Origin of the sequence: Paraburkholderia sp. BCC1876 (genome assembly GCF_902833695.1) — a bacterium.
Classification (GTDB): domain Bacteria; phylum Pseudomonadota; class Gammaproteobacteria; order Burkholderiales; family Burkholderiaceae; genus Paraburkholderia.
In genome coordinates this window covers 430712-455014 of the sequence record NZ_CADFGI010000003.1, presented here as the reverse complement: position 1 = coordinate 455014, position 24303 = coordinate 430712, and the positions used below count along the sequence as shown (strand labels likewise).

Sequence of the window (24303 nt, the reverse complement as noted above, 5' to 3'; positions counted from 1 at the left end):
AATGAATTTTTTTTTGCGTGATTTCTATGTAAATATACTTTCATTCATTTTCATTACAGCATCGATCCAGCCAACCCGCTCGCATGATTCATCAACCGTCCGTTGCCCCTAATTCCGCCGAGCAGGCTATCGCGGCGCGCATTGCCGCCGCGATGCCGACGCTCACGCCGATTCACCGGCGTATGGGCGATTACGTGCTGGCCAATCTGTTCCGCGCGGCCACCATGCGGATCGACGAACTGGCGAGCGTGGTGGGCGCGTCGGTGGCAACGGCGAATCGTTTCGCTCGCGCGCTCGGCTTCGACGGTTATCCGCAGTTTCGCGACGCGCTCGTGCGCGGCTTCGAAGCGACGCTCGCGCCGGTCGAGCGCTTGCGCAGCGCGCAGGAGTCGCTGGCGGCCGGCGACGCTGTGCTCGACGCGTCGCTCGAACAAGCCGCCAATAATCTGCACGCCACCCGCACGGCGATCGACAAGAACGCAGCCGAAGCCGCCGTCGAAGCGATCATCGCGGCGCGCCGTGTGTTCGTGCTCGGCTATGGCGCCAGCGCGTTCCTCGCCGGGCTGATGGAGCATGGCCTGATGCCGTATCACGACAACGTGCAGTCGCTCGCGCTGATGGGCGGCCCGTCGCATGCCGCGCGGCGTCTGTTCGCCTCGAACGAGGACGATCTCGTGATTGGCCTCGCGTTTCCGCGTTACGTCGAAGACACGATCGAACTCGCGCGCCGCGCCGCAAGCCGTGGCGCTCGCGTGCTCGCGCTGACCGACAGTCCGCGTTCGCCGCTCGCGCAATTCGCGGATCTCTCGCTCTACATTCGCGCCGACCGACGGCTCGCGGCCAATGCCGATTCCGCCGTGCTAGCCGTGATCGAAGCACTGTGCGACGCGGTCGCGTACCGGGCGAAACGCTCGGTGAAAGCCGCCGCCGAAGTCAGCGAATTCGTGCTGCCGTGGCTGGTCGATCCGCACGCCGAGAACGCCGGCCCGAACGAGCGGCCAGCGCGCGCGGTCAGCCGTGGTGCGAACGACGCCGGCAAACCCGGCAAGCCTGGCAAACCTGGTGAGCCTGGCGTTGCGGCCACGCCCCGATCCACCCGAACCTCCAGCAAGACTCAAGCTAAACGATGAACTCCAACGCAGTCATTGCCATTCATGGCGGCGCCGGGACGATCCTGCGCGCGTCGATGTCGGCCAGCGCCGAAGCCGATTACCACGCCGCGCTGCACGCGGTGCTGAGCGCCGGCCAGCGCGTGCTGGCGGACGGCGGCAGCGCGCTCGACGCGGTGAGCGAAGCGGTGCGTCTGCTCGAAGACTGTCCGCTGTTCAACGCGGGCCGCGGCGCGGTGTACACGGCGGCCGGCACGCACGAAATGGACGCCGCCATCATGGACGGCGGCACGCTCGAAGCCGGCGCGATCTGTTGCGTGAAACGCGTGCGCAATCCGATTCTGGCGGCGCGCAAGGTGCTGGAACGCAGCGAACATGTGCTGTTCACCGGCGAAGGCGCGGAGGCGTTCGCCGCCGCGCAGGGACTCGAATTCGCCGAGCCCGAGTATTTCCATACCGAAGCGCGTCATCGTCAATGGCTGCTCGCGCGCGATCAGCACCGCGCGATGCTCGATCACGACGGCGCGTCGCTCGCCGCCACGCCATCGGCGGAGCATGACGACAGCGGCAACGACAGCAATAACGACAACGGCGACGACCCCATGCCGCACGAACCCATCGACCCGAACCGCAAGTTCGGCACGGTCGGCGCGGTCGCGCTCGATCGACACGGCCATGTGGCCGCGGCGACCTCGACGGGCGGCGTTACCAACAAGCAGGCGGGCCGGGTCGGCGACACGCCGCTGATCGGCGCGGGCTGCTATGCGGACGACGCCACCTGCGCGGTCTCCACCACCGGCTCCGGCGAAATGTTCATGCGCATGGTCGCGGCCTACGATGTCGCCGCGCAAATGGCCTACCGCCAGGTGTCGCTGCAGGAAGCGGCGCACGACGTGGTGATGAACCGCTTGCCGAAGATCGAAGGCCGTGGCGGTCTGATCGCCGTCGACGCGCGCGGCAACATCACGCTGCCGTTCAACACCGAAGGCATGTATCGCGGCTTCGCGCGTCTCGGCGAAACGCCGGTGACGGCGATCTATCGCTAGCAGGCCTCGCCGGATCTCACTGAATCATGGTTCGAACGCTCGCGCGACCGCGCGCTTGCGTTCTGGCTAGTCGCGTTCGAATTCAAAGGAACCACCGTGCCGACTTCATTGCACACCGCCCGTCCGCTTATCGAAACCCTGCCGCCGCAACGCGTGCTCGCGGTCGACGATCTGTCGGTCGCGTTTCGCCGCGGCGAACAGGCCTTCAACGCGGTGCGCAATCTGTCGCTGACAGTCGAGCGTGGCGAAACGCTCGCGATCGTCGGCGAATCGGGTTCCGGTAAATCGGTGACTTCGCTCGCGTTGATGCGGCTGATCGAGCACGGCGGTGGGCGCCTGGCCGGCGGCAGCATCGCATTCCGGCGCCGCGACGGCAGCGTGCTCGACCTCGCGAAAGCGTCGTCCGGCACGATGCGCTCGATTCGCGGCGCCGACATCGCGATGATCTTTCAGGAGCCGATGACCTCGCTCAATCCGGTCTTCACGGTCGGCGATCAGATCAGCGAAGCGATTGCATTGCATCAGGGCAAGAGCCGTTCGGCCGCGCACGCCGAAACGCTGCGCCTGCTCGACCTCGTGCGGATTCCGGAGGCGCGACGGGTGGCGGCGCGATATCCGCATCAGTTGTCGGGCGGCATGCGCCAGCGCGTGATGATCGCGATGGCGCTGTCGTGCAAGCCCGCGCTGCTGATCGCCGACGAACCGACCACCGCGCTCGACGTGACGATCCAGGCGCAAATTTTGCAACTGATTCGCGGCTTGCAGGACGAGATGAACATGGGCGTGATCTTCATCACGCACGACATGGGTGTCGTCGCCGAAGTGGCTGACCGCGTGCTGGTGATGTATCGCGGCGAGAAAGTGGAAGAGGGTGCGTCGGACACGATCTTCGCCGCGCCGTCGCATCCTTATACGAAGGCGTTGCTCGCCGCCGTGCCGCGTTTAGGCGCGATGCAAGGTACCGATCAACCCGCCAAGTTTCCGATTCTGACCGTCGAGCAGGCGAGTTTGAGCGGTGCGGAACAGGCGGTGCGTGCCGCGTCCGCCGTCGCCGAAGAAGCGCAGCCGCCGGTACAGGAGAGCACGCCGCCCATTCTGCGCGTGCGCGATCTGGTCACGCGTTTTCCGGTCAAGACCGGCGTGTTCGGCCGTCTCACCGGCCGCGTGCATGCGGTCGAAAAAGTCAGCTTCGATCTGCGGCCGGGTGAAACGCTCGCGCTGGTCGGTGAATCGGGTTGCGGCAAATCGACCACGGGTCGCTCGTTGCTGCGTCTGGTTGAAAGTCAGAGCGGCTCGATCGAGTTCGCCGGCAAGGAAATCAGTTCACTGACGGGACCCGCGTTGCAGGCACTGCGCCGCGACATCCAGTTTATTTTCCAGGACCCGTTCGCGTCGTTGAATCCGCGGTTGACGGTCGGCTTTTCGATCATGGAGCCGTTGCTCGTACATGGCGTGGCGCAGGGCGCCGAAGCGCAGGCGCGCGTCGCGTGGCTGCTCGACAAGGTCGGTTTGCCGCACGAAGCGGCGCGCCGTTATCCGCATGAATTCTCCGGTGGTCAGCGGCAGCGGATCGCGATTGCCCGCGCGCTGGCGTTGAACCCCAAAGTCGTGATCGCCGACGAATCCGTCTCCGCGCTCGACGTCTCGGTGCAGGCGCAAATCGTCAACCTGATGCTCGATCTCCAACGCGAGCTCGGCGTGGCTTATCTGTTCATTTCGCACGATATGGCCGTGGTCGAACGCGTCAGCCATCGCGTCGCGGTGATGTATCTCGGCCAGATCGTCGAAATCGGTCCACGCCGCGCGGTGTTCGAAGCGCCGCAGCATCCGTACACGAAGAAGCTGATGGGCGCGGTGCCGGTTGCCGATCCCGCGCGCCGTCACGCCAAACGCATGCTCGCCGCCGATGAAATTCCAAGCCCGATCCGCGCGCTGAACGACGAACCCATGGTGGCGCCGCTGGTGGCGGTGGGCCCGGATCACTTCGTCGCGCAGCATCGCGTTGGCGGCGCTTACTAGACCGACAAGCCCAAGCAAAAAAACGTTTCCTCTCGCAGTCCCTCAACCCGTTTTCATTTCGCAGCCTGGAGTCATCCTCATGAACCTGCTGGTCCCGTCTTCTCCGTTTCGTTTGCGCGCGCTGGTCAGCGGCGGCGCGGTGGTGTTCGCGATGCTCGCGGGCAATGTGGCGCATGCCGAGACCACGGCCGTGATGGCCGTCGCGTCGACCTTCACGACGCTCGATCCGTACGATGCGAACGACACGCTGTCGCAAGCCGTCGCGAAGTCGTTCTATCAAGGGCTGTTCGGTTTCGACAAGGACATGAAGCTGGTCAACGTGCTGGCCGACAGCTATGAGGCCAGCCCGGATGCGAAGGTTTATACGTTCAAGCTGCGCCACGGCGTGAAGTTCCAGGACGGCACCGACTTCAACGCCGCGGCGGTGAAAGCGAACTTCGACCGCGTGACCGATCCGGCCAACAAGCTCAAGCGCTACAACATGTTCAGCCGTATCGAGAAGACCGAAGTGGTCGATCCGTACACGGTGAAGATCACCCTGAAGGCGCCGTTCTCGGCTTTCATCAACGTGCTGGCGCATCCGTCGGCGGTGATGATTTCGCCGGACGCGCTGAAGAAGTACGGCAAGGACATTGCGTTTCATCCGGTGGGCACGGGGCCGTTCGAACTGGTCAAGTGGGATCCGGCCGGCGATCTGACGGTGAAGAAGTTCGCCGGCTACTGGAAGAAGGGCTATCCGAAGGTCGACGCAATCGACTGGAAGCCGGTGGTCGACAACAACACGCGCGCCGCGCTGATGCGCACCGGCGAAGCCGATTTCGCGTTCCAGGTGCCGTTCGAACAGGCCGCGCAATTGCAGGCGAGCCCGAAGGTCGATCTGATCGCGTCGCCGTCCATCATTCAGCGCTATATCAGCCTGAACATGAACCAGAAGCCGTTCGACAACCCGAAGGTGCGCGAAGCGCTGAACTACGCGGTCAACAAGGACGCGCTGACCAAGGTCGCGTTCGCCGGTTATGCGACGCCGGCCGACGGCGTGGTGCCGCAAGGCGTCGATTACGCGGTGAAGCTTGGGCCGTGGCCGTACGACCCGGCGAAGGCGCGTGAGTTGCTGAAGGAAGCGGGCTATCCGAACGGTTTCGAAACCACGCTGTGGTCGGCCTATAACTACTCGACCGCGCAGAAGGTGATCCAGTTCGTGCAGCAGCAACTCGCGCAAGTGGGCATCAAGGCGCAGGTCGAAGCGCTCGAAGCCGGGCAGCGCGTCGCCAAGGTGGAAAGCGCGCAGGACCCCGCCACCGCGCCGGTGCGCATGTACTACGCGGGCTGGTCGTCGTCGACGGGTGAAGCCGACTGGGCGATCACGCCGTTGCTCGGCTCCGTGTCGTTCCCGCCGAAGATGGTCAACACCGCGTACTACAAGAACGACGCGGTCGACAACGATCTGAAACAGGCGCTCGAAACCACCGACCGCACGCAGAAGGCCGCGCTCTATACCGACGCGCAAAAACGCATCTGGGCCGACGCGCCGTGGATCTTCCTCGTCAAGGAGAAGGTCGTGTACGCGCGCAGCAAGCGTCTGTCGGGTGCGTACGTGGCGCCGGACGGTTCGTTCAATTTCGACGAGATCGCGATCAAGTGATCGGCTGACCGTTCGTGCTCCGGCGTGTTCGATGAATACGCCGGAGCGTGAACGGTTCTGACTCACAGGCCGCACCGGATCATTCGTTACCCGCATCATTGCCGGATTGGGTTTCATGCTGAACTTCCTCGTCAAACGTCTCTTTGGCCTGCTGCCGACGCTCTTTATCGTCGCCGTGCTGGTGTTCCTGTTCGTGCATCTGTTGCCGGGCGATCCGGCGCGGCTCGCCGCCGGTCCCGAAGCGGACGAGGCGACCGTCGCGCTGGTGCGCGCGGATCTCGGTCTCGACAAACCGATGCCGCAGCAGTTCGTCAACTTCTTCGTGAAGATCGCGCACGGCGACTTCGGTATCTCGACGCGCAGCAAGCGGCCGGTCAGCGAGGAAATCGGTGAACGCTTCATGCCGACGCTGCTGCTCACACTCGCCAGCATGGTGTGGGCGGTCGTGCTGGGCATGGGCATCGGCATTGTCTCGGCGGTGTGGCGCAACCGCTGGCCCGACCGGCTCGGCATGACGCTCGCGGTGTCGGGCATTTCGTTTCCGGCCTTCGCGCTCGGCATGGTGCTGATGGAGATTTTCTCGGTGAAGCTCGGCTGGCTGCCGGTGGTCGGCGACGGTTCGTGGCAGAGCTACGTGCTGCCTTCGCTGACGCTCGGCGCGGCGGTCGCGGCGGTGATGGCGCGCTTCACGCGGGCTTCGTTCGTCGAGGTGCTGAACGAGGACTTCGTGCGGACCGCGCGCGCCAAGGGCGTGCCCGAACGTCTCGTGATCCTCAAACACTGTCTGCGCAACGCGCTGATTCCCGTCATCACGATGATGGGGCTGCAATTCGGTTTTCTGCTGGGCGGCTCGATCGTGGTCGAGGTGGTGTTCAACTGGCCGGGCCTCGGACGCCTGCTGGTGGACGCTGTGTCGATGCGCGACTATCCGGTGATTCAGGCTGAGGTACTGCTGTTCTCGCTTGAATTCATCATCATCAATCTGATCGTGGACGTGTTGTACGCCGTGATCAATCCGACCATCCGTTTCAAGTGAGGCCCGCATGAGCATCTCCGCAACCGAGGCGAATGCGGCCAAGGCCGCTATCGTCGAGAAAACGATCCGCACACCGTGGGGCGAGTTCTGGCGCAAATTCCGTAAGCAGCATGTGGCGCTCGGCGCCGGCATTTTCGTGCTGCTGCTGATCGTGGTCGCGATCGCCGCGCCGCATCTGGTGCCGTACGACCCGGAGAATTTCTTCGACTACGACGCGTTGAACGCGGGGCCTTCGGCGGCGCACTGGTTCGGCGTCGATTCGCTGGGCCGCGATATTTTCAGCCGCATTCTCGCGGGCTCGCGCATTTCGCTGGAGGCCGGGTTTCTGTCGGTCGCGATCGGCGCACTGATCGGCACATTTTTCGGCCTGCTGGCCGGCTATTACGAAGGCTGGTGGGATCGTATCGTGATGCGGGTGGCCGACGTGCTGTTCGCGTTCCCCGGCATTCTGCTCGCCATCGGCGTGGTGGCGATTCTCGGCAACGGCATGATCAACGTGATCTGCGCGGTGGCGATCTTCAGCATTCCGGCGTTCGCGCGGCTCGTGCGCGGCAACACGCTGATGCTCAAGCAGCTCACGTATATCGAAGCGGCGCGCAGTATCGGCGCGTCGGACTGGACGATCATCGTGCGCCATATTTTGCCGGGGACGATTTCGTCGGTGGTGGTGTACTTCACGATGCGCATCGGCACCTCGATCATCACCGCCGCGAGTCTGTCGTTTCTCGGACTCGGTGCGCAACCGCCCACTCCCGAGTGGGGCGCGATGCTCAACGAAGCGCGCGCCGATATGGTCACCGCGCCGCATATCGCGCTGTTTCCGAGTCTGGCGATCTTCGTGACCGTGCTCGCGTTCAACCTGCTCGGCGACGGTTTGCGCGATGCGCTCGATCCGAAGCTCGACCGCGCATGAGCGTGTCCTCTGCTGAAAACGCGCCGCATATCGGCGCTTTGCCGCGCGGTCCGCTCGGCACGATTGCCGATGTGCCGGGCGTAACCGTCGGACATTGCACGCTCGACGAAGGCGCGCTGCAAACCGGCGTGACCGTGATTCGCCCGCATGACGGCGATCCGTTTCGCGACAAGGTGCCCGCCGCGGTGTCGGTGATCAACGGCTTTGGCAAGAGTATCGGGCTCATGCAGGTCGAGGAACTCGGCACGCTGGAAACGCCGATTGCGTTGACCAATACGTTCGGCGCCGCCGCCGTTGCACAGGCGCAGATTCGCGCGGCGATTCGTGCGAATCCGCGAATCGGGCGCGAGTGGTCGACGGTGAATCCGTTGGTGTTCGAGTGCAACGACGGCTATCTGAACGATATCCAGGCAATGGCGGTCGGCTCGCAACATTTCGACGACGCGTACGCGGCCGCGAGCGCCGAGGTTGCCAGCGGTTCGGTGGGGGCGGGGCGCGGTATGTCGTGCTTCGATCTGAAGGGCGGTATGGGCAACGCGTCGCGCGTGGTGGAGGCCGCAGGGCAACGTTATACCGTCGGCGCGCTGGTGCTGGCGAACTTTGGCCGCTTGCCGATGCTGACGCTCGACGGCGTGCCGCTCGGCCGCATGCTGAGCGAACGCGCGGCTGCAACTGCGAACGCTTCGACCACGACGAAGCCCGAGCAAGGCTCGATCATCATGATCGTCGCCACCGATGCGCCGCTCGACGCACGTCAGCTCAAGCGTCTCTCGCTACGCGCGGCAGCCGGTCTCGCGCGCACCGGCTCCGTGTACGGCCACGGCAGCGGCGATATCGCCCTGGCGTTTTCGACCGCGTACACCGTGCCGCACGAAGCGCAATTCGTCACGCTGCCGCCGCTACTCGCCGATGAACGTCTGGACCCGCTGTTTCGCGCCTGCGCGGACAGCGTCGAGCAGGCCATCGTCGACGCGTTGTGGAACGCTGTCTCGGTGACCGGACGCGACGGTCATCGACGTCTGTCGCTCCACGACAGCGCGCCCGATCTTTCCCAACTACTCAACTCCGCTCGCTGATGAAAGTCCTCATTTCCGCCGACATCGAAGGCGTGGCCGGCGTGTTTCATCCCGAGCAAACGCGCGCGGGCAACGGCGAATACGAAGCCGCGCGCCGCTGGATGACGCTCGAAGCCAACGCCGCGATCGAAGGTGCGTTCGCCGGCGGCGCCACGCAAGTGTGGGTCAACGACTCGCACGGCGGCTTCCGCAATCTGCTGCCCGATCTGCTCGATCCGCGCGCGCTGGTGGTGCTCGGCAAACCGCGCACGCTCGGCATGATGGCCGGGCTTGAATATGGCGCGGCGCTGGTCTTCATGATCGGCTATCACGCCAAGTCGCAAACGCGCGGCATCCTCGCGCATACGATCAACAGTTTCGCGTTCGCGCGCGTGTCGCTGAACGGCGTGGAAGTCGGCGAGGCGGGAATCTACGGCGCGCTGGCGGAAGAATATGGGGCACAGGTAGCGCTTTTATCCGGCGACGATGTGTTCGCCGAGGAAACTGCGCCGCGTTTTCCCGGCGCACGTTTTGTCGTCACCAAGAGCGCGACGGGCCAGTCGAGCGGTGTCACGCAGTCGCCGGCGAATGCGCGCGAGGCGATCGAAACGGCGGCGCGCGAAGTGGTCCGTCAACATCTCGACGGTGGCCGCGCGCCGCAGGCCACGCGTGCGGCGGCGCAACCGGTTGTGTGCGAACTGCGCGTGCAGACCAGCGCGCTCGCCGATCTGTTCTGCCAATGGCCGACGCTTACACGCGTCGACGCGGTCACGTTGCGTTTCGACGCGGCGTCGGCGGAGCACACAGTGCGTATGCTGAACTGCCTGTCCGCGATGTCGTTCATGCTGCGCTAGCCGGGCAGCCCGCGCTACGGTTGCGCGCAAATCACGTGCGGCCATTTTCAACTCGCTTACGGATTGCTGCCGACTGTAAAGAAGTACACGCAGCGAACACGTTCGGTGAGGACGCGGTACTCTCTGTTTTCCAAAAAGTACCGTCTTTCTCACTGAGCGGAGTACAGCATGGGTAAGCAGACTATCGCGGATTATCTGGCCAAAACCCTGGCGGCAGCGGATGTCGAGCGGATCTGGGGCGTGACGGGCGACAGCCTGAATGGCCTGTCGGACAGCTTGCAGCGCGTCGGCTCGATTCGCTGGATGCACACGCGTCACGAAGAGGTCGCGGCCTTCGCCGCCGGCGCCGACGCCGCGGCGACCGGCAAGCTCGCCGTCTGTGCGGGCAGTTGCGGTCCCGGCAACCTGCATCTGATCAACGGTCTCTTCGACTGTCACCGGAATCATCAACCGGTGCTGGCGATTGCCGCGCACATTCCTTCGTCGGAAATCGGTCTCGGCTACTTTCAGGAAACGCATCCGCAAGAGTTGTTCAAGGAGTGCAGCCACTACGTGGAGCTCGTGACGAATCCGTCGCAGTTTCCGCGCGTGCTGGCGCGCGCGATGCGCACCGCGATCGAAGAACGCGGCGTCGCGGTGATCGTGCTGCCGGGCGACGTGGCACTGAGCGATGCGCCCGACGAAGCGCCGGCATGGTCCGGCACGCTGGAACGTTCGACGCTGACGCCGTCCGGGCCCGATCTCGATCGTCTCGCCGATCTGCTGAATCAGGCCGGCGCCGTGACGCTGCTGTGCGGCAGCGGTTGCGAGGGCGCGCACGACGAAGTGGTCGCGTTCGCCGATCAGCTCGGCGCGCCGACCGTGCATGCGTTGCGCGGCAAGCAATACGTGGAGTGGGACAACCCGTTCGACGTCGGCATGACGGGGTTGATCGGCTTCAGCTCCGGCTATCACGCGATGATGTCGTGCGACACGCTCGTGATGCTCGGTACCGACTTCCCGTATCGCAACTTCTATCCGTCGCACGGCAACGTGGTGCAGATCGACCGGAACGGCTCCGCGCTCGGCAAGCGCACGCCGTTGAAGCTGGGTCTGGTCGGCGACGTCAAGGCGACCTTGCAGGCGTTGCTGCCGAAGCTTCAGCGCAAGACCGACCGGGGCTTTCTCGATAATGCGCGCAAACACTATACGGACGCACGCAAAGGGCTCGACGATCTGGCGCGTCCGTCCGCGCCGGGGCGCGCGATTCATCCGCAGTACCTCGCCAGCATTATCGACAAGGTCGCGAACGAAGACGCCGTGCTGACCGCCGACGTCGGCACGCCGACGCTGTGGGCCGCGCGCTATCTGACCATGAACGGCAAGCGCAGTCTGCACGGCTCGTTCAATCACGGTTCGATGGCGAACGCGATGCCGCAGGCACTCGGGGCGCAAGCCGCCGAACCGGGTCGTCAGGTGATTTCGCTATCCGGCGACGGCGGGTTGTCGATGCTGCTCGGCGATCTGCTCACCGCTCGTCAGCTCAATCTGCCGATCAAGGTCGTGGTGTTCAACAACAGCGTGCTCGGTTTCGTCGCGATGGAGATGAAGGCCGGCGGCTATCTGGAAGCCGGCACCGATCTCGCGACCACCGACTTCGCGGCGATTGCGCGCGGCGCGGGCATCTACGGTGTTCGTATCGAACTGTCGGAGAACATCGAACCGGCGCTGCGCGAAGCCTTCGCGCATCCGGGACCGGCGGTGATCGATGTGACGACCGCGAAGCATGAACTCGCAATGCCGCCGAAGATTCAATGGGCGCAGGCGAAGGGCTTCAGTCTTTATATGCTGAAGGCGGTGCTGAACGGACGCGGAGACGAGATCGTCGAACTGGCGACGACGAATCTGCGCTGAGGTGGCGAGTTGCTGAAGTGCTGAAGTGCTTTGCGACCGCTAACGCGCGGTCGGATTGCGGAAGAAGTTAGCGTATGCGCGGCCACGCTGCCGCGCATACGCACGCACCGCGTGTTAGCCGCTACTGCTGCCGGCTCAATTCCCGCGCCGCGCGATCGATCACGTCGGCAATCGCACCGGCATGCGACACCGGCGCGAGATGGCTCGACGCCATCGGCACGATCTTCGCGCCCATCCGGTCGGCCATGAATTTCTCGACGTCCGGCGACACGGCGCGGTCTTTCGTCGTCAACACATACCACGACGGTTTTTCTCTCCACGCGACATGACTGACCGTTTCGCTGAACGCCTTCGCGGCGATCGGCACTTGCGCGGTGGCGAGTACGCGCGTGAGATTCTCGGGCACGTCAGCGGCAAAGTCCGCATGATATTTGGTGCGATCGAGCCACAGAAAACCGCTCGCATCCGGAATGATGGCCTGGGCCGCCGGCATCGGCTCGGCGCGCTTCATCAGGTCTTGCGTCGATTCGTGAAGGTCCGGCGCAATCGCCGCGATGTACACGAGACCCGCGACATTCGGCGCGTTCGCGCCTGCCTCGGTGATCACGACACCGCCCCACGAATGGCCCACCAGCATGGTCGGTCCGTCCTGACGCGCGAGCACCCGACGGGTCGCGGCGACATCATCCGCGAGGGACGTCAGCGGGTTTTGCACCGAACTCACGTGATAACCCTTCTGCTGCAATTTGGCGACCACGCCGTTCCAGCTCGACCCGTCGACGAACGCGCCGTGCACCAGCACGATGTTGCGCACAGGGCCGGTCATCGGCGCGGGGGGCGGCGTGGGCGCCGCGGCTGCCGGCATTGGGGCAGGGGCTTGCGCTGCGGGCGTGGGCGGCGTCATGGGTGGTTGTGCTGCGGGCAAAGCGGGCGCTTCGGGTGCGCTGGCTGCCATGCCGGGTTCGTCGGCGGGTTCGGGAGAGGGCGCCATGCTGGGTGTCGCCATGGGCGCCTCGGCAGGCGCCGCGGTTTGGGCGCGTACGCCCGTCCCCGTGAAACAGAGACACAAAGCAGCGGCGCAAAGCAGACGTTTGGGCAACATGTTGAATCTCCGGAGGCGGGAACCTCGACTAGGCGACCATACAGAAGCCCCAGGCCAGTGACAATCCCTAACCGCGCCGTTAAGTGCGGCGCTGAACGAAGCGCGGGTTGGTCCCAGTATTTGACTTATATCGGCCACGGTAAAATTTCAGGTTACGCCCGGCAGGGACCATAAGTCCGCTCGGGCGATCGATTTCCATACACTGGGGCGCAATGTTGAATAGTGCACAGCAGCAAGACGGCCTGAAGCGCGGGCTGAAGAATCGCCATATCCAGTTGATCGCGCTGGGCGGCGCGATCGGCACCGGCTTGTTTCTCGGCTCCGCCAGCGTGTTGCAGGCAGCCGGCCCGTCGATGATTCTCGGCTACGCGATCGGCGGCATCATCGCGTTCATGATCATGCGGCAGCTCGGCGAAATGGTCGCGCAGGAACCGGTGGCCGGCTCGTTCAGCCACTTTGCGTACAAGTATTGGGGCGACTTTCCCGGCTTTCTGTCGGGCTGGAATTACTGGGTGCTGTACGTGCTCGTGAGCATGGCCGAGCTGACCGCGGTCGGTACCTACGTGCATTACTGGTGGCCCGGTGTGCCGTCGTGGATATCGGCGCTGGTGTGTTTCGTCGCGATCAACGCGATCAATCTCGCCAACGTCAAGGCGTATGGCGAAACCGAGTTCTGGTTCGCGATCATCAAGGTGGTCGCGGTGATCGGCATGATCGTATTCGGCGGCTATCTGCTGTTCAGCGGTCACGGCGGCCCGCAAGCGTCGATCACCAATCTGTGGAGTCATGGCGGCTTCTTCCCGCACGGCTTTCACGGCCTCTTCATGATGCTCGCGGTCATCATGTTCTCGTTCGGCGGGCTGGAGTTGATCGGTATCACGGCAGCCGAGGCCGATCAGCCGCAAAAGAGCATTCCGAAAGCGGTGAATCAGGTGATCTACCGGATCCTGATTTTCTACATCTGCTCGCTGACGGTGTTGCTCTCGCTGTATCCGTGGAATGAAGTGGCGGCCGGCGGCAGCCCGTTCGTGATGATCTTCTCGCAGATCGGTTCGACGCTGACCGCCAACGTGCTCAACGTGGTGGTGCTGACGGCGGCGCTGTCGGTGTACAACAGCGGCGTGTATGCGAATAGCCGCATGCTTTACGGTCTCGCGGAGCAGGGCAATGCGCCGCGCGCGCTGATGAAGGTCGATCGTCGCGGCGTGCCGTATATGGCGATCGGTTTGTCGGCGCTTGCTACGTTCACCTGTGTGATCGTCAACTATCTGATTCCCGCCGAAGCGCTCGGTCTGCTGATGGCGCTGGTCGTTGCCGCGTTGGTGCTGAACTGGGCGCTGATCAGCCTGACGCATCTGAAGTCGCGCAAGGCGATGGTGGCGGCGGGCGAGACGCTGGTGTTCAAGTCGATCTGGTTCCCGCTCAGCAACTACCTCTGCCTCGCGTTCATGGCGCTGGTGCTCGTGATTCTGGCCATGACGCCTGGGTTGTCGGTATCGGCGTGGCTCGTGCCGGCGTGGCTGGTGGTGATGTGGGCCGGCTATGTGTTCAAGCGCCGGCGCGCGGCGCTGCAGGGTGGCGCGCGAGTGGCCGGGCGATAAGGAGCAAAGCTATGGAAGCGAGCCGCGATCTCGAGCAGTTGCTACGCGACATGACGCCGGTTGTTGCCGCGCCGGCTTATGTTTTCTGTAGCTTTGCCGATCGTCGTCTGCCGGCGGGCGTCGACGCGGTCTGTCTGTTCAACGAGGCCGAAGGCCTGACCGCGATTCTCGATCAGTCGGATGCCGATCGCCTCGGCATCGCCTACGACTTCACCGCGCGCATGATTACGTTGACGGTTCATTCGGATCTTGCCGCAGTGGGTTTTCTCGCCGTGATCTCGACGAAGCTGGCGCAAGCGCGAATCGCGTGCAACGTGGTGTCGGCTTTTTATCACGACCATCTGTTCGTGCCGGCCGAGCGTGTCGATGAGGCGATGAACATATTGCGTGCGTTGTCGGCGCCTTCGGACGCGGCAGAAGCATAAACACGCGCGCATAAAAAAACCCGCGAAGCGTGAGGCTCTCGCGGGTTTATTCAAACAAGCTGGTCAAACTCGAATTCGATTTGGTGCCCAGGGCCGGAATCGAACCGGCACGCCTTGCGGCGGGGGATTTTGAGTCCCCTGCGTCTACCAATTTCACCACCTGGGCAGGTCTTGCAGCACACGCGTCGGAACATGGCGCGCGGCGAAGACGCAGATTATGGCAAAAAATCGGACGACGGGCAAGCCGGTTGCTCGATTCAGCCGCGATGCCGTCAAACCGTCCGCGAAAATCGTTCGAGTGTCTGCTGACCGAGGTAGTGGTCGAACACCATCGCGATGTTGCGCACCAGCATGCGTCCGGCCATTCGCACTTCGAGCTTGCCGGCGCCGAGCGTGACCAGTCCGTCGTCTTCGAAACTGCGCAGACGCTCCAGCTCGGGCTCGAATGTGTCGGCGAAGCGAATGCCGTAAGCCGCTTCGAATTCGTCGAAGCGGAGTTCCAGATTGCACATCAGTTGCGTGATCACGTCGCGGCGCAGACGGTCGTCGGCGGTGAGGCGCACGCCGCGTGTGATCGCGAGCCGGCCTGCGTCGATCGCGGCGGCGTAGCCAGGCAGGTCCTTGACGTTCTGCGCGTAGACATCGCCGACCTTGCCGATCGACGACGCACCGAAGCCGATCAGATCGCATTCCGCGCGCGTGCTGTAGCCCTGGAAATTGCGGTGCAAGGTACGCTGCGCCTGGGCGCGCGCGAGCTCGTCGGTGGGCAGCGCGAAGTGATCCATGCCGATGTACACGTAGCCCGCGCCGGTCAGGCGCTCGACCACCCGTTGCAGGATCGCGAGCCGCACTGTCGGTGACGGCAGCGTGGCCGGGTCCATCTGCCGTTGCATCTTGAAGAGCTGCGGCATATGCGCGTAAGCGAACACCGAGAGGCGATCCGGCGCGAGTTCGAGCATCGTGTCGAGCGTGCGGCTGAAGCTCTCAACCGTTTGATGCGGCAGCCCGTAGATCAGATCGACGCCGATCGAATGAAAGCCGGTCTCGCGCGCGGCTTGCATGACCGACGCGGTCATGGCGAGCGGCTGAATGCGGTTGATCGCCTGCTGCACGACCGGATCGAAATCCTGTACGCCGAGGCTGAGCCGGTTGAAGCCGAGCTGGCGCAAATGCGCGATCGTGTCGGGCGAGGCTTCACGCGGATCGACTTCGATCGAATACTCGCCTTCGGCTTCGGGCAGCAACGTAAAGTGCTCGCGCGCGGCGGCCATCAACTCCGCCATTTCATCGTGCGACAGGAAGGTCGGCGTGCCGCCGCCTAAATGCAGTTGCGATACCGGACGCCGCGTGTCGAAACAGGCGGCCTGTAACGCCATCTCGCGCTTCAACTGGTCGAGGTAGGGCCGCGCGTGGGCGCGGTTCTTTGTCGCGACCTTGTTGCAGCCGCAGTAGAAGCACACGGTGTCGCAGAACGGGATATGGAAGTACAGCGACAGGTCCGTCGTGGCGGCGCCCGGGTCGGCGGCGGCGCGCAGGTAGTCGGCGGGATCGAACTCGTCGCGGAACTGCAGCGCGGTCGGATAGGACGTATACCGTGGACCGTTCGCGCTGTATTTGGCGAGCAGGTCGGGGCGGAACAGCGTCTCGGCGGTGGTCATGAGGTGCTCGGGTTGGTTGGCCACCCTGGAAGAGGCAGGCTCGGGCGCGCTTTGCCTGAGCGGAACGGGATCGGACATCACCGGTCGGTGCCTCTTGAGCGTGGCCTTTGTGATCCTCTGAGTTTACGTGAGCGGCCGTTTGCTGGATTGCGTAAAAAGGTCGCATGGAATGCGATGGCACAATGCGGGTCTACAGGGTGGCGGCGGTTGGTGGGTTTCGGGAGATGGCGTGAGTGACTGGGTGGATGAAGCGGTGAATGACGTGGTGAACGAAGCGAAAGATCGAGTGCGAAACGCAGGGCAGATCGACGTGCCGAACCCGGCGCAAAACGCCGTGGCGGACCGCGCGGGGAAACGCGAGTCGCCGTTTCGCGTCGCGGGTCACGCGTGCCGGCCCGATTGCGGCGCGTGCTGTATCGCGCCGTCGATTTCGAGTCCGATTCCCGGTATGCCCGACGGTAAGCCGGCCGGCGTGCGCTGCGTGCAACTCGGCGACGATCTGCGCTGCGCGATCTTCGGTCAGCCGGAGCGTCCGGCGTGCTGTTCCGGTCTGCAACCGCAGATGGACATGTGCGGCACGGACCGCGACGAAGCCCTCGCCTGGCTGATGCAGCTCGAAGTGCAAACCCGGCCGCGCAATGACACAACCCGCCCCGACCCCAACCGCGTGCACAACCCACCTTCTCCAGGAGATTCCGCATGATTGAACCCACCGCGCCGGCCCGGCGCCGCTTTCTGCTCGCCGCGCTGACAAGCTGTAGCGCGCTGGGCATCACCATCTCGCTGGCCGCTTGCGCGACGCCGACTTTCCCGTTCATCCCCTCACACTACACGTTCTCGCAGCAGCAGGTGCAGGACGCGGTGCAGCGCAAATTCCCGTATCAGCGCACGGTTTCGCAAGTGTTTGACGTGGCGCTGTCCAACCCGGTGGTCGGCTTCCTGCCGGACGCAAACCGTATTTCGGTGAAGCTCGACGCGCGTTTCGCGAGCCCGTTCATGCCGCAGCCGGTCGACGGCGTCTTCACGCTATCGAGCGAACTCGCCTATGACGCCGCCAGCAAGTCGGTCGTGCTGAAGTCGCCGAACGTCGACAATGTTAGCGTGAGCGGCCAGGCGCAGGCCTATACGCAACAGATCAGCGCCGCAGCGGCGGTGCTCGCCACCCAATTGCTGACCAACTATCCGATTTACACCTTCAAGCCCGAACAGTTGCAATTTGCCGGCGTGAATTACGAACCCGGTACAATCACGATCCTTACAAACGGCATACGCGTGCAGATCGTCGAAAAATGACGTGGCGTGCGGCCGTCAGGGCCGCGCCTGAGCGTGCCGGCCCTGTCGTTCCGACTATTTACCGCGATGAGGGTCACGAATGGACTGGCTAATGGCTTGCAAGGCGCTGATTCTGGGCGTCGTCGAAGGGTTGACGGAATTTTTGCCGGTGTCGAGCACCGGGCATCTGATCGTCGCGGGCAGTCTGCTGAATTTCACGGACGCGCACGCGAAAACCTTCGACGTCGTGATCCAGCTCGGCGCGATTCTCGCCGTGTGCTGGGAGTTCCGGCGGCGTATCGGCAGTGTGGTGACCGGTTTGCCGAGCCGTCCCGACGCGCGCCGCTTCACGCTGAACGTGATCATTGCGACGATTCCGGCGATCGTGCTGGGCTTGCTGTTCGAGAAGTCGATCAAGGCGGCGCTGTTTTCGCCGGTGCCGGTCGCGTTCGCGCTGGTGGCGGGCGGCGTGGTGATTCTGTGGGCGGAAGCGCGGCAGCGCGCGCGCGGCAATGCGCCGGCGCGTGTGAAAAACGTCGACGAACTGAGCCCGCTCGACGCGTTGAAAGTTGGCCTCGCGCAGTGTTTCGCGCTGATTCCGGGCATGTCGCGCTCGGGCTCGACGATCATCGGCGGGATGTTGTTCGGTCTCGAACGGCGCGTCGCCACCGAGTTTTCGTTCTTCCTCGCGATTCCGATCATTTTCGGCGCGACCGCTTACGAGCTCTATAAAGACTGGCACCTGCTTTCCGTCGATGCGCTCGGCAGCTTCGCGCTCGGCTTCGTGGCGGCCTTTGTCAGCGCGTTCGCCTGCGTGCGCTGGTTGCTGCGCTATATTTCCGCGCACGATTTCACCTTGTTCGCCTGGTATCGGATCGGCTTCGGCTTATTGATCCTGCTGGTTGGTTATAGCGGCGCGTTGAGTTGGGCGGATTGAGTTTTCTCGCGCCGGGTGGTTAGCTTGAACCATGAAAAAAGGTCCGCGTTTGCGGACCTTTTTGTTTGACGACGGCGGTTTTACCGTTCCGTCTGAGACGTTGCCGTCAGTCGCGTTTGCGGAATACGAGATCCCAAACGCCGTGGCCGAGCCGCAGCCCGCGGCGCTCGAACTTCGTCACCGGACGATAGTCGGGACGCGGGGCGTAACCGTCGGCGGTATTGGCCAGCGCGGGTTCGGCGTCGAGTACTTCGAGCATCTGCTCGGCGTAGTTTTGCCAGTCGGTCGCGCAGTGCAGATACGCGCCCGGTTTCAGCCGCGACACCAGCAATGCGACGAACTTCGGCTGGATCAGCCGGCGTTTGTGATGACGCGCCTTGTGCCACGGATCCGGAAAGAAGATGTGCACGCCGTCGAGGCTGTCCGGCGCGATCATCTGCTCGAGCACTTCCACCGCGTCGTGCTGAATGATGCGGATGTTCGACACGTTCTGCTCGCCCATCAGTTTCAGCAGCGCACCGACGCCGGGCTCGTGCACTTCGACGCCGAGGAAATCGTCGTCAGGGCGGTGCGAGGCGATCTCCGCCGTGGTCGCGCCCATGCCGAAGCCGATTTCCAGCACGCGCGGCGCGGCGCGGCCGAACACGCTGTTCCAGTCGGGTTGTTGCGGCGTGAACGGCACCACGTAGCGCGGGCCGAGCTCGTCCATGGCGCGGCGCTGGCCGGTCGAGACGCGGCCGGCGCGCGTCACAAAGCTGCGGATGCGGCGCAGGTGCAGGGCTTCGCCTTGCGGCGCGGCGGCGTCGCCGGTGGCGGGGTGGTCGTCGGCTGCGCTGGAAGGCGTAGGGAGGTCGTCCGGCAGGCCGGCGTCGTTGGGATCGTGGATCATTGTCGATGCTGCTACAAGGGTCAGGGCTGCGCGGCTCGGGCGGCGTATCGCTACGCGGCGCTCCGCGCTCGCGGTGTATTGCGCGTGACATGGGCCATGGGCCGCCGTGGTTCGCACGCGCGGTTTGTCAGCACCGTGCGCGGCGAATCGCGCCGCCGGGCCGCCGCCACTACAAAAAAGCCGCCTTCGTGGAGGCGGCTCGTGCTGGATTCTGCTGAGGTTCAGCAGCAAGGTGGAGCGGGCGTTGCAAGTGCGCGTAAGGTAGCACAACCGAAAAGGGTGCGTCCAGACGGACAGGGGTTGCTTTACGCATGGAAATCGTCGGGTACATTACATTTATATAACCGTGATGAGCGTTCGTGTGATTTAATCGTTTTGTAAGCCACCTGTTTCCAACGATTATCTGAACGACTATCCACTATGAGTAAGCACGCACACAATCATCGTCAGGCGAAACCGGCCAAACAGGGCTGGGTGGCTGTCGATCCGAATACCGTTCCGACCACTTCACGACATGCGCTGCGCGAGGCGTTGTCGATCGAAAAAGTATCGCTGACCCAATTCGACGATTTACTGTGGTTGATGGCGCAGGAATCGGGCGGGGTCGTGGACCTGCGCAATCCGAAGATTGCCGCGCGCGGGCTTTATCAGTTACTGCCGGCGCAGTCCCGATTGAATCCTGATGGCGACAAGTCTTTCGGCAATGCCGTTGAAGAATGCCAGGGCGGCATTCGCTATATTCTTGGCCGTTATCATCATGCCGGCGCCGCCAGGTTGGTGTGGGAAGCGAATCACTGGGTTTAATGCGCGTTGCGATGCGCCGTGGTTCTAGGTGGTACGGCGCAATTCGTGTTCGAGCTTCGCGCTGGCAATCTCGTCCAAAGGCCGAATGGCTTGCTCGAGAATCCTGATGAGCGACGGGGTGGCGCCCTGCGCTTCGAAGACGGTCTTCCAGCTTCGAACCGCGGCCCAGACGCGGCGGATAACGCCAAGCGCGGCGGGGCGATCCGGCACGAAGGCCGCGAATTCGCTCATGGCGTTGTCTAGCGTGGCCAGTTTTCCCTGGGTTCCAACGCTCAGATGCAAGCGCCTCTCCTGCGAGGCCGACGGCCGCGGGACCACGTCGTACAAGGGGCTTAGCCGCCAGCCCTGTAACTGCGCGTCGTAGGAGAACGCGTGATTGCGCAGGTGGTCGTCGTCATTGGTCACGAAGATGTTAAGCACCATCCGGGCGAACAGCTCTTCGTTGTCGCGCGCAATACACTGGGGATGAACCTGCTCGCGGATGGTCTGCGCGAGATCCTTGTAGCCCTTGGCGATCGATTCCATCTCGGGGCAAGCCATCAAGGTCAGCGCGCTGACTTGCGGAATGCGTCCTTCAGTGAATCCCGCCCGCGGTTCGGTGTCGTAGCCGCGCGCCATGGCCGTGAGCGGCTGGCCCGTCGGCGCCCAGAAACGGTCGAACCGGCGAATCAGCAGAACCGGATGGTCGCCCACGGCGATGATCCGCACCGGCGGCACCGTCAGACCGGCCGCACGGGCTAGTTCCAGAGCGCCTGCCTCGGCAATCGCCAGGTTGTACGCGTCGTTTTTTGCCGGAAATTTGGCGAGCCACAGCACGCCGTGTTCGTCGCGTACGGACGCTTTGGGACGCGCGCCACCGGCCGACGGTGCGCCGCCCAGGTAGGGCAGGAGATTCGCCGGAATTGGTTCGCCTGCTTCGACGGCCGCCGCTGCCTGGAGCAGATACGGCAAGCCCAGCATATTGCCGGCGGCCTGTCGGGGCGGTGTGTCGAGGCGTTCGCGAACGTCGAGCGCGCCGACCCGATCGCTGCCGGCTTCCAGCAGATAGGTGAATTCGTCGAGGCTATTCGGCGCGGCCTGGAGCCGGGCCTCGATGACGCGCCGGCCCCAGGCGTCCGGTGCGGCGTCGCGAATGCCGCCAAATTCTCCGACCGCCGGCAGCGGATACCACCGTGCGCCGGGATTTTCGCGTGCCTTTGCCAGGTTTAGCGCGAGCGGGTCCACCTCGAAGGCTTCTGGGCGTTTTACGTAGCGTGTGCCGTAGGCAAAACTGACGGTCCGTTGATCCGCTGCGGCTGTCTCGCTGTCCAGCAGGCCGGCCGGCACGAATTGATGCGCGCCGTCGACCTGATCGGGCACGTGAGCAAAAACAGCTACCCGGTCAGGGACGCTGCGAGTTGCCAAGTACGGCTCCTTAAAAGTCGAGATCGCGAAGTTCGGTTTTGGTCGCGCTACGCACGCGCTGCGGCAACTTGCGTGCGTGCAGTGCAATCAGGGCGGGCACGTCGCCAGCCAGTAACGCTTGCAACGACACTTCCGGTGCCATGGCATGCACGTAGCGCAGGACTTGCGCCAACGTGCGCCCAGGGTCGCCCTTTTCTATAAGAATCGCCGTGGACCGGGACAGCCCGGCACGCGCCGCCGCGTCGGACTGGCGCAGCTTGACGCCTTGCCTGAGTTGGGCGATGCGCTCGCCCAGCATTTGCGCTTCGGTGAGACGGACGGAGGGCAGGAGAGGCGTTTCGTTGCGCTTCATAATGTCTGCAATCGTAGTCTTAAAGTGACTTATGGCTTGTGATTGAGAACATGCTATGCCGCTCGGGTTTCGTCGTCAAGACTGGAATCATAGACCTTATGTCGGTTAAGGGCTGGGATTGCAGACATTTTCGGGTTATGGTCGCGAGTCAATCCCAAGCACACAGGCCAAGCGCGCGCCAATTTCGCCAGACGACGACGGATTAACCCGAACGGAGCGGCTTTTGCAATCAATGATTCTGGTGAATGTCGACCAGGTCCAGCACGGCCTTGATGAGATAGGCGGATGAACCACCTTGCAACGCTTCACGAACGGAAGCGGTGGAGCGGGCGATGGGAATCCTATCCAGAATCCCGCAAACCCCCGCCAATCCTACATCCACACACACCTGTGCACAAAAAATAGGCAAAAAAGTGTGGGTGAAAAGCGTGGGTATCTAACCCAAGCTGGGGCGAAGTATACCAAGTATCCGGCTACTTGCTGACCTCGTCGTCTCCGGTCTTATCCAGGTCAGCGAAAAATTCAGATGGATGAACGCCAAGGGTCCGGATGATTTTCATGATGTTAACGAGTGCAAGGTTGTGCTCTCCCCGCTCGATGCCACCCATATAACTGCGATCAATGCCACATGCGTCACCGAAGGCTTCCTGTGAGAAGCCTTTCTGTTTCCGTCGGCGTCGCACTGTTTCACCAAATGCGACTAGAACGGGATGTTTTGCCTTGTCAGGACTGGGAGTCGAGGAGGTTGCCATACCCAATGTTTCCTCCACAGTGAATAAATTTCCACGGGATAAGAAAACACGGGTTATAAATACGCGGGATATAGTTACAGTTTACGCTATGATCGCCCCGAGCATGGCCGGTGCCATGCCATTCAACCAAGAGCGGGGGCGAGATGCGTATGAAGGTAGCGATGGCGGTGATGCTTGCGGTGTCGTTGGCCGCCTGCGGTGGTGGAAGTGGTAACAGTGGAAATAGCCAGACCAGTTCATCAAGCAACGGTTCTTCGTCGTCGGTTGTTCTGAGCGATGCACAAATCTTGGCTGATATCGCCACGAGCCAGAGCACGACAACGAACACGCCGATCTGGGATACCTCACAAGCGTATGGTGCGGTCGGCAATCCGTTCAAGGGCACCGTGGACGGCCAGCATTCCTATCGCTGGAACATTGAGCGCGATGGCTTGATCCCGATTCTGGACACAAGCGGTCGTCCGGAACTAACCATGGCACTGAACAACCTCGAAGCGGCTGCGGGCAAAACGCTGTTTAACCGCCTACCGTCGACCACGAATCCGGCTCAACTGGAACGGGGTGTCATTTTCAACAACCAGACGCCGCCGACGCAAGGCACCAGTGAGCCGAATAACTGTGGCGAGTTGTATGCCAACCGGCAGAACCTGTTCAGCGAATGGTTTGACCCGACTTATTCCATTGATCCGCCGTTGGCTTCCGACTGGCAGGCCGAAGTGGATTCTGGCCCGCTCATCGATCCCCGCACAACATTCAATGTCGATGTCGATTTCAGTAACGCGAACTGTGCTCCGCTCGAACCGCTTGTTGAACATGAGTTGCTGCACGCACTCGGGCTGACCAATCACTTCGATGGTTTCGGTGAAGGCAGTGGTGGCAACTGCAATGGAGCACTGTGCACCGACCGCGCGTATCCCGTTCTCAAGACGCTTTACGCGAATCCGCCGATGACCGTCATATCAAGCATGACCGTCGCCCGGTAACGAAGGGAATTCCATGGAAACTACTATCAAATACAAGCAAGCCTGCCAGGTCACGACTCAACCGGATGGCTCTGTTGCCATCACCTTCCGGCAACGACGCATCAACTGGGCTGCTGCCGACATGTTGATTGCCTTGCCTGCCTTTGCTCTGCTGATTGTCGGCTTGCTGGCAAGTGCGGTGGTTGGTGTCAATCACGGATTTATCCTTGGTCTGCTGACACTTTTCGTCGTGTTCTTCCTGCCCGTCATCCTGTTCTATCGCCTTAACTGGACGACTGCGACGATCACCGTTGAGCGCGATGGCATCAGGTGGGGACGGCATGCCATGAATTACGACGACATCGATTCCTTCGGCTGGAATCGCAGGACACGCACTGGTCAACGCAAGGTGAACGACTCTTACGTCTACATCACCTCCGAGGGCAGGGAAATTGTCATCACCAAGGAAATCAACGGAGAAGGCGGCCGTGACATTGCTGAGGCGTTGGACAAGGCTGCCGCGCATCAGGTGAACCAGTTGTCCCCAATCGTCAGATAAACCCGCGGTAGTCCATATT

The 24303-nt window shown here is 63.0% G+C and carries 23 protein-coding genes and 1 tRNA gene; 17 read left to right on the top strand and 7 right to left on the bottom strand.

Going from position 1 to position 24303, the window contains the following annotated elements; genetic code table 11:
- The first annotated feature begins 83 nt into the window (after window positions 1-83).
- From HWY05_RS13845 to poxB, 9 genes are all read left to right on the top strand, one after another.
- Window positions 84-1130 (top strand): MurR/RpiR family transcriptional regulator, encoded by a 1047-nt coding sequence (locus tag HWY05_RS13845; protein WP_176058711.1) that lies wholly within the window; start codon window positions 84-86, stop codon window positions 1128-1130.
- Window positions 1127-2155 carry an isoaspartyl peptidase/L-asparaginase gene (locus HWY05_RS13840; RefSeq protein ID WP_176058710.1) on the top strand — a complete coding sequence of 343 codons (1029 nt, stop codon included), beginning with the start codon at window positions 1127-1129 and terminating at the stop codon, window positions 2153-2155. The genes HWY05_RS13845 and HWY05_RS13840 overlap by 4 nt, the downstream gene beginning before the upstream one ends.
- A 96-nt stretch (window positions 2156-2251) precedes the next feature.
- Entirely contained in the window at window positions 2252-4174 is a 1923-nt protein-coding gene (locus HWY05_RS13835) for a dipeptide ABC transporter ATP-binding protein (protein ID WP_176058709.1), read from the top strand.
- 79 nt (window positions 4175-4253) lie between these two features.
- The gene (gsiB, locus tag HWY05_RS13830; protein ID WP_176058708.1) at window positions 4254-5816 is read left to right on the top strand and encodes a glutathione ABC transporter substrate-binding protein GsiB; all 1563 of its coding nucleotides are present in this window, start codon (window positions 4254-4256) and stop codon (window positions 5814-5816) included.
- Window positions 5817-5931: 115 nt separating this feature from the next.
- The gene (gene gsiC / locus HWY05_RS13825; protein ID WP_176058707.1) at window positions 5932-6852 is read left to right on the top strand and encodes a glutathione ABC transporter permease GsiC; all 921 of its coding nucleotides are present in this window, start codon (window positions 5932-5934) and stop codon (window positions 6850-6852) included.
- 7 nt (window positions 6853-6859) lie between these two features.
- Window positions 6860-7765 carry a glutathione ABC transporter permease GsiD gene (gene gsiD, locus HWY05_RS13820; RefSeq protein WP_035548011.1) on the top strand — a complete coding sequence of 302 codons (906 nt, stop codon included), beginning with the start codon at window positions 6860-6862 and terminating at the stop codon, window positions 7763-7765.
- Complete coding sequence (locus HWY05_RS13815) at window positions 7762-8841, top strand: P1 family peptidase (protein ID WP_176058706.1); 1080 nt, start codon at window positions 7762-7764, stop codon at window positions 8839-8841. The genes gsiD and HWY05_RS13815 overlap by 4 nt, the downstream gene beginning before the upstream one ends.
- Window positions 8841-9674, top strand: a complete 834-nt coding sequence (locus tag HWY05_RS13810; RefSeq protein ID WP_176058705.1) for a M55 family metallopeptidase — start codon at window positions 8841-8843, stop codon at window positions 9672-9674. Before HWY05_RS13815 ends, HWY05_RS13810 begins: the two co-directional genes overlap by 1 nt.
- 168 nt (window positions 9675-9842) lie before the next feature.
- Complete coding sequence (gene poxB, locus HWY05_RS13805; protein WP_176058704.1) at window positions 9843-11567, top strand: ubiquinone-dependent pyruvate dehydrogenase; 1725 nt, start codon at window positions 9843-9845, stop codon at window positions 11565-11567.
- 121 nt (window positions 11568-11688) lie between these two features.
- Here poxB and HWY05_RS13800 read toward each other — a convergent pair whose 3' ends face one another.
- Window positions 11689-12669, bottom strand: a complete 981-nt coding sequence (locus HWY05_RS13800; protein ID WP_176058703.1) for an alpha/beta hydrolase — start codon at window positions 12667-12669, stop codon at window positions 11689-11691.
- Between the two features lie 215 nt (window positions 12670-12884).
- Between HWY05_RS13800 and HWY05_RS13795 the strand changes: the two genes are divergently transcribed.
- Both HWY05_RS13795 and HWY05_RS13790 read left to right on the top strand, forming a co-directional pair.
- Window positions 12885-14270 carry an amino acid permease gene (locus tag HWY05_RS13795; protein ID WP_176058864.1) on the top strand — a complete coding sequence of 462 codons (1386 nt, stop codon included), beginning with the start codon at window positions 12885-12887 and terminating at the stop codon, window positions 14268-14270.
- Between the two features lie 11 nt (window positions 14271-14281).
- Window positions 14282-14695 carry an ACT domain-containing protein gene (locus HWY05_RS13790; protein ID WP_176058702.1) on the top strand — a complete coding sequence of 138 codons (414 nt, stop codon included), beginning with the start codon at window positions 14282-14284 and terminating at the stop codon, window positions 14693-14695.
- Between the two features lie 81 nt (window positions 14696-14776).
- On the opposite strand, the gene HWY05_RS13785 is transcribed toward HWY05_RS13790, so the two are convergent.
- A tRNA-Leu gene (locus tag HWY05_RS13785) sits at window positions 14777-14861 on the bottom strand.
- 106 nt (window positions 14862-14967) lie between these two features.
- Complete coding sequence (hemN, locus tag HWY05_RS13780) at window positions 14968-16353, bottom strand: oxygen-independent coproporphyrinogen III oxidase (RefSeq protein WP_176058701.1); 1386 nt, start codon at window positions 16351-16353, stop codon at window positions 14968-14970.
- Between the two features lie 334 nt (window positions 16354-16687).
- Between hemN and HWY05_RS13775 the strand changes: the two genes are divergently transcribed.
- The 3 genes from HWY05_RS13775 (at window position 16688) to HWY05_RS13765 (ending at window position 18562) form a co-directional block, all read left to right on the top strand.
- A complete protein-coding gene (locus HWY05_RS13775; protein WP_176058863.1) occupies window positions 16688-17056 on the top strand; it encodes a YkgJ family cysteine cluster protein in 369 nt (122 codons plus the stop codon).
- On the top strand, window positions 17053-17646 hold the full coding sequence (locus tag HWY05_RS13770) for a DUF1439 domain-containing protein (protein WP_035547844.1): 594 nt from the start codon (window positions 17053-17055) through the stop codon (window positions 17644-17646). Before HWY05_RS13775 ends, HWY05_RS13770 begins: the two co-directional genes overlap by 4 nt.
- Before the next feature lie 79 nt (window positions 17647-17725).
- Complete coding sequence (locus HWY05_RS13765) at window positions 17726-18562, top strand: undecaprenyl-diphosphate phosphatase (protein WP_176058700.1); 837 nt, start codon at window positions 17726-17728, stop codon at window positions 18560-18562.
- A gap of 106 nt (window positions 18563-18668) precedes the next feature.
- Here HWY05_RS13765 and trmB read toward each other — a convergent pair whose 3' ends face one another.
- A complete protein-coding gene (gene trmB / locus HWY05_RS13760) occupies window positions 18669-19451 on the bottom strand; it encodes a tRNA (guanosine(46)-N7)-methyltransferase TrmB (RefSeq protein ID WP_035547839.1) in 783 nt (260 codons plus the stop codon).
- Window positions 19452-19925: 474 nt separating this feature from the next.
- Between trmB and HWY05_RS13755 the strand changes: the two genes are divergently transcribed.
- Window positions 19926-20255, top strand: coding sequence for a hypothetical protein (locus HWY05_RS13755; RefSeq protein ID WP_244146606.1), 330 nt, complete (start codon window positions 19926-19928; stop codon window positions 20253-20255).
- Between the two features lie 24 nt (window positions 20256-20279).
- Here HWY05_RS13755 and HWY05_RS13750 read toward each other — a convergent pair whose 3' ends face one another.
- The 3 genes from HWY05_RS13750 to HWY05_RS13740 all read right to left on the bottom strand — a co-directional run bounded on the left by HWY05_RS13750 (window position 20280) and on the right by HWY05_RS13740 (window position 22763).
- A complete protein-coding gene (locus HWY05_RS13750; RefSeq protein WP_176058698.1) occupies window positions 20280-21659 on the bottom strand; it encodes a type II toxin-antitoxin system HipA family toxin in 1380 nt (459 codons plus the stop codon).
- A gap of 10 nt (window positions 21660-21669) precedes the next feature.
- On the bottom strand, window positions 21670-22011 hold the full coding sequence (locus tag HWY05_RS13745) for a helix-turn-helix domain-containing protein (protein ID WP_035547834.1): 342 nt from the start codon (window positions 22009-22011) through the stop codon (window positions 21670-21672).
- A 473-nt stretch (window positions 22012-22484) separates the two neighbouring features.
- Window positions 22485-22763: a helix-turn-helix transcriptional regulator gene (locus HWY05_RS13740; RefSeq protein WP_176058697.1), complete on the bottom strand. Its 279-nt coding sequence runs from the start codon at window positions 22761-22763 to the stop codon at window positions 22485-22487.
- Window positions 22764-22912: 149 nt separating this feature from the next.
- Here HWY05_RS13740 and HWY05_RS13735 point away from each other — a divergent pair, with 149 nt between their 5' ends.
- The gene (locus HWY05_RS13735; RefSeq protein WP_176058696.1) at window positions 22913-23746 is read left to right on the top strand and encodes a hypothetical protein; all 834 of its coding nucleotides are present in this window, start codon (window positions 22913-22915) and stop codon (window positions 23744-23746) included.
- Between the two features lie 13 nt (window positions 23747-23759).
- On the top strand, window positions 23760-24284 hold the full coding sequence (locus HWY05_RS13730) for a hypothetical protein (protein WP_176058695.1): 525 nt from the start codon (window positions 23760-23762) through the stop codon (window positions 24282-24284).
- Window positions 24285-24303: the final 19 nt, after the last annotated feature.

Excerpts from the sequence above, each read along its gene's own strand:
- HWY05_RS13845 (WP_176058711.1), top strand. The coding sequence starts at position 84 with ATGATTCATCAACCGTCCGTTGCCCCTAATTCCGCCGAGCAGGCTATC.
- HWY05_RS13840 (WP_176058710.1), top strand. The coding sequence starts at position 1,127 with ATGAACTCCAACGCAGTCATTGCCATTCATGGCGGCGCCGGGACGATC.
- gsiB (WP_176058708.1), top strand. The coding sequence starts at position 4,254 with ATGAACCTGCTGGTCCCGTCTTCTCCGTTTCGTTTGCGCGCGCTGGTC.
- gsiC (WP_176058707.1), top strand. The coding sequence starts at position 5,932 with ATGCTGAACTTCCTCGTCAAACGTCTCTTTGGCCTGCTGCCGACGCTC.
- gsiD (WP_035548011.1), top strand. The coding sequence starts at position 6,860 with ATGAGCATCTCCGCAACCGAGGCGAATGCGGCCAAGGCCGCTATCGTC.
- HWY05_RS13815 (WP_176058706.1), top strand. The coding sequence starts at position 7,762 with ATGAGCGTGTCCTCTGCTGAAAACGCGCCGCATATCGGCGCTTTGCCG.
- HWY05_RS13810 (WP_176058705.1), top strand. The coding sequence starts at position 8,841 with ATGAAAGTCCTCATTTCCGCCGACATCGAAGGCGTGGCCGGCGTGTTT.
- poxB (WP_176058704.1), top strand. The coding sequence starts at position 9,843 with ATGGGTAAGCAGACTATCGCGGATTATCTGGCCAAAACCCTGGCGGCA.
- HWY05_RS13800 (WP_176058703.1), bottom strand. The coding sequence starts at position 12,669 with ATGTTGCCCAAACGTCTGCTTTGCGCCGCTGCTTTGTGTCTCTGTTTC.
- HWY05_RS13790 (WP_176058702.1), top strand. The coding sequence starts at position 14,282 with ATGGAAGCGAGCCGCGATCTCGAGCAGTTGCTACGCGACATGACGCCG.
- hemN (WP_176058701.1), bottom strand. The coding sequence starts at position 16,353 with ATGACCACCGCCGAGACGCTGTTCCGCCCCGACCTGCTCGCCAAATAC.
- HWY05_RS13770 (WP_035547844.1), top strand. The coding sequence starts at position 17,053 with ATGATTGAACCCACCGCGCCGGCCCGGCGCCGCTTTCTGCTCGCCGCG.
- HWY05_RS13765 (WP_176058700.1), top strand. The coding sequence starts at position 17,726 with ATGGACTGGCTAATGGCTTGCAAGGCGCTGATTCTGGGCGTCGTCGAA.
- trmB (WP_035547839.1), bottom strand. The coding sequence starts at position 19,451 with ATGATCCACGATCCCAACGACGCCGGCCTGCCGGACGACCTCCCTACG.
- HWY05_RS13745 (WP_035547834.1), bottom strand. The coding sequence starts at position 22,011 with ATGAAGCGCAACGAAACGCCTCTCCTGCCCTCCGTCCGTCTCACCGAA.
- HWY05_RS13740 (WP_176058697.1), bottom strand. The coding sequence starts at position 22,763 with ATGGCAACCTCCTCGACTCCCAGTCCTGACAAGGCAAAACATCCCGTT.
- HWY05_RS13735 (WP_176058696.1), top strand. The coding sequence starts at position 22,913 with ATGAAGGTAGCGATGGCGGTGATGCTTGCGGTGTCGTTGGCCGCCTGC.
- HWY05_RS13730 (WP_176058695.1), top strand. The coding sequence starts at position 23,760 with ATGGAAACTACTATCAAATACAAGCAAGCCTGCCAGGTCACGACTCAA.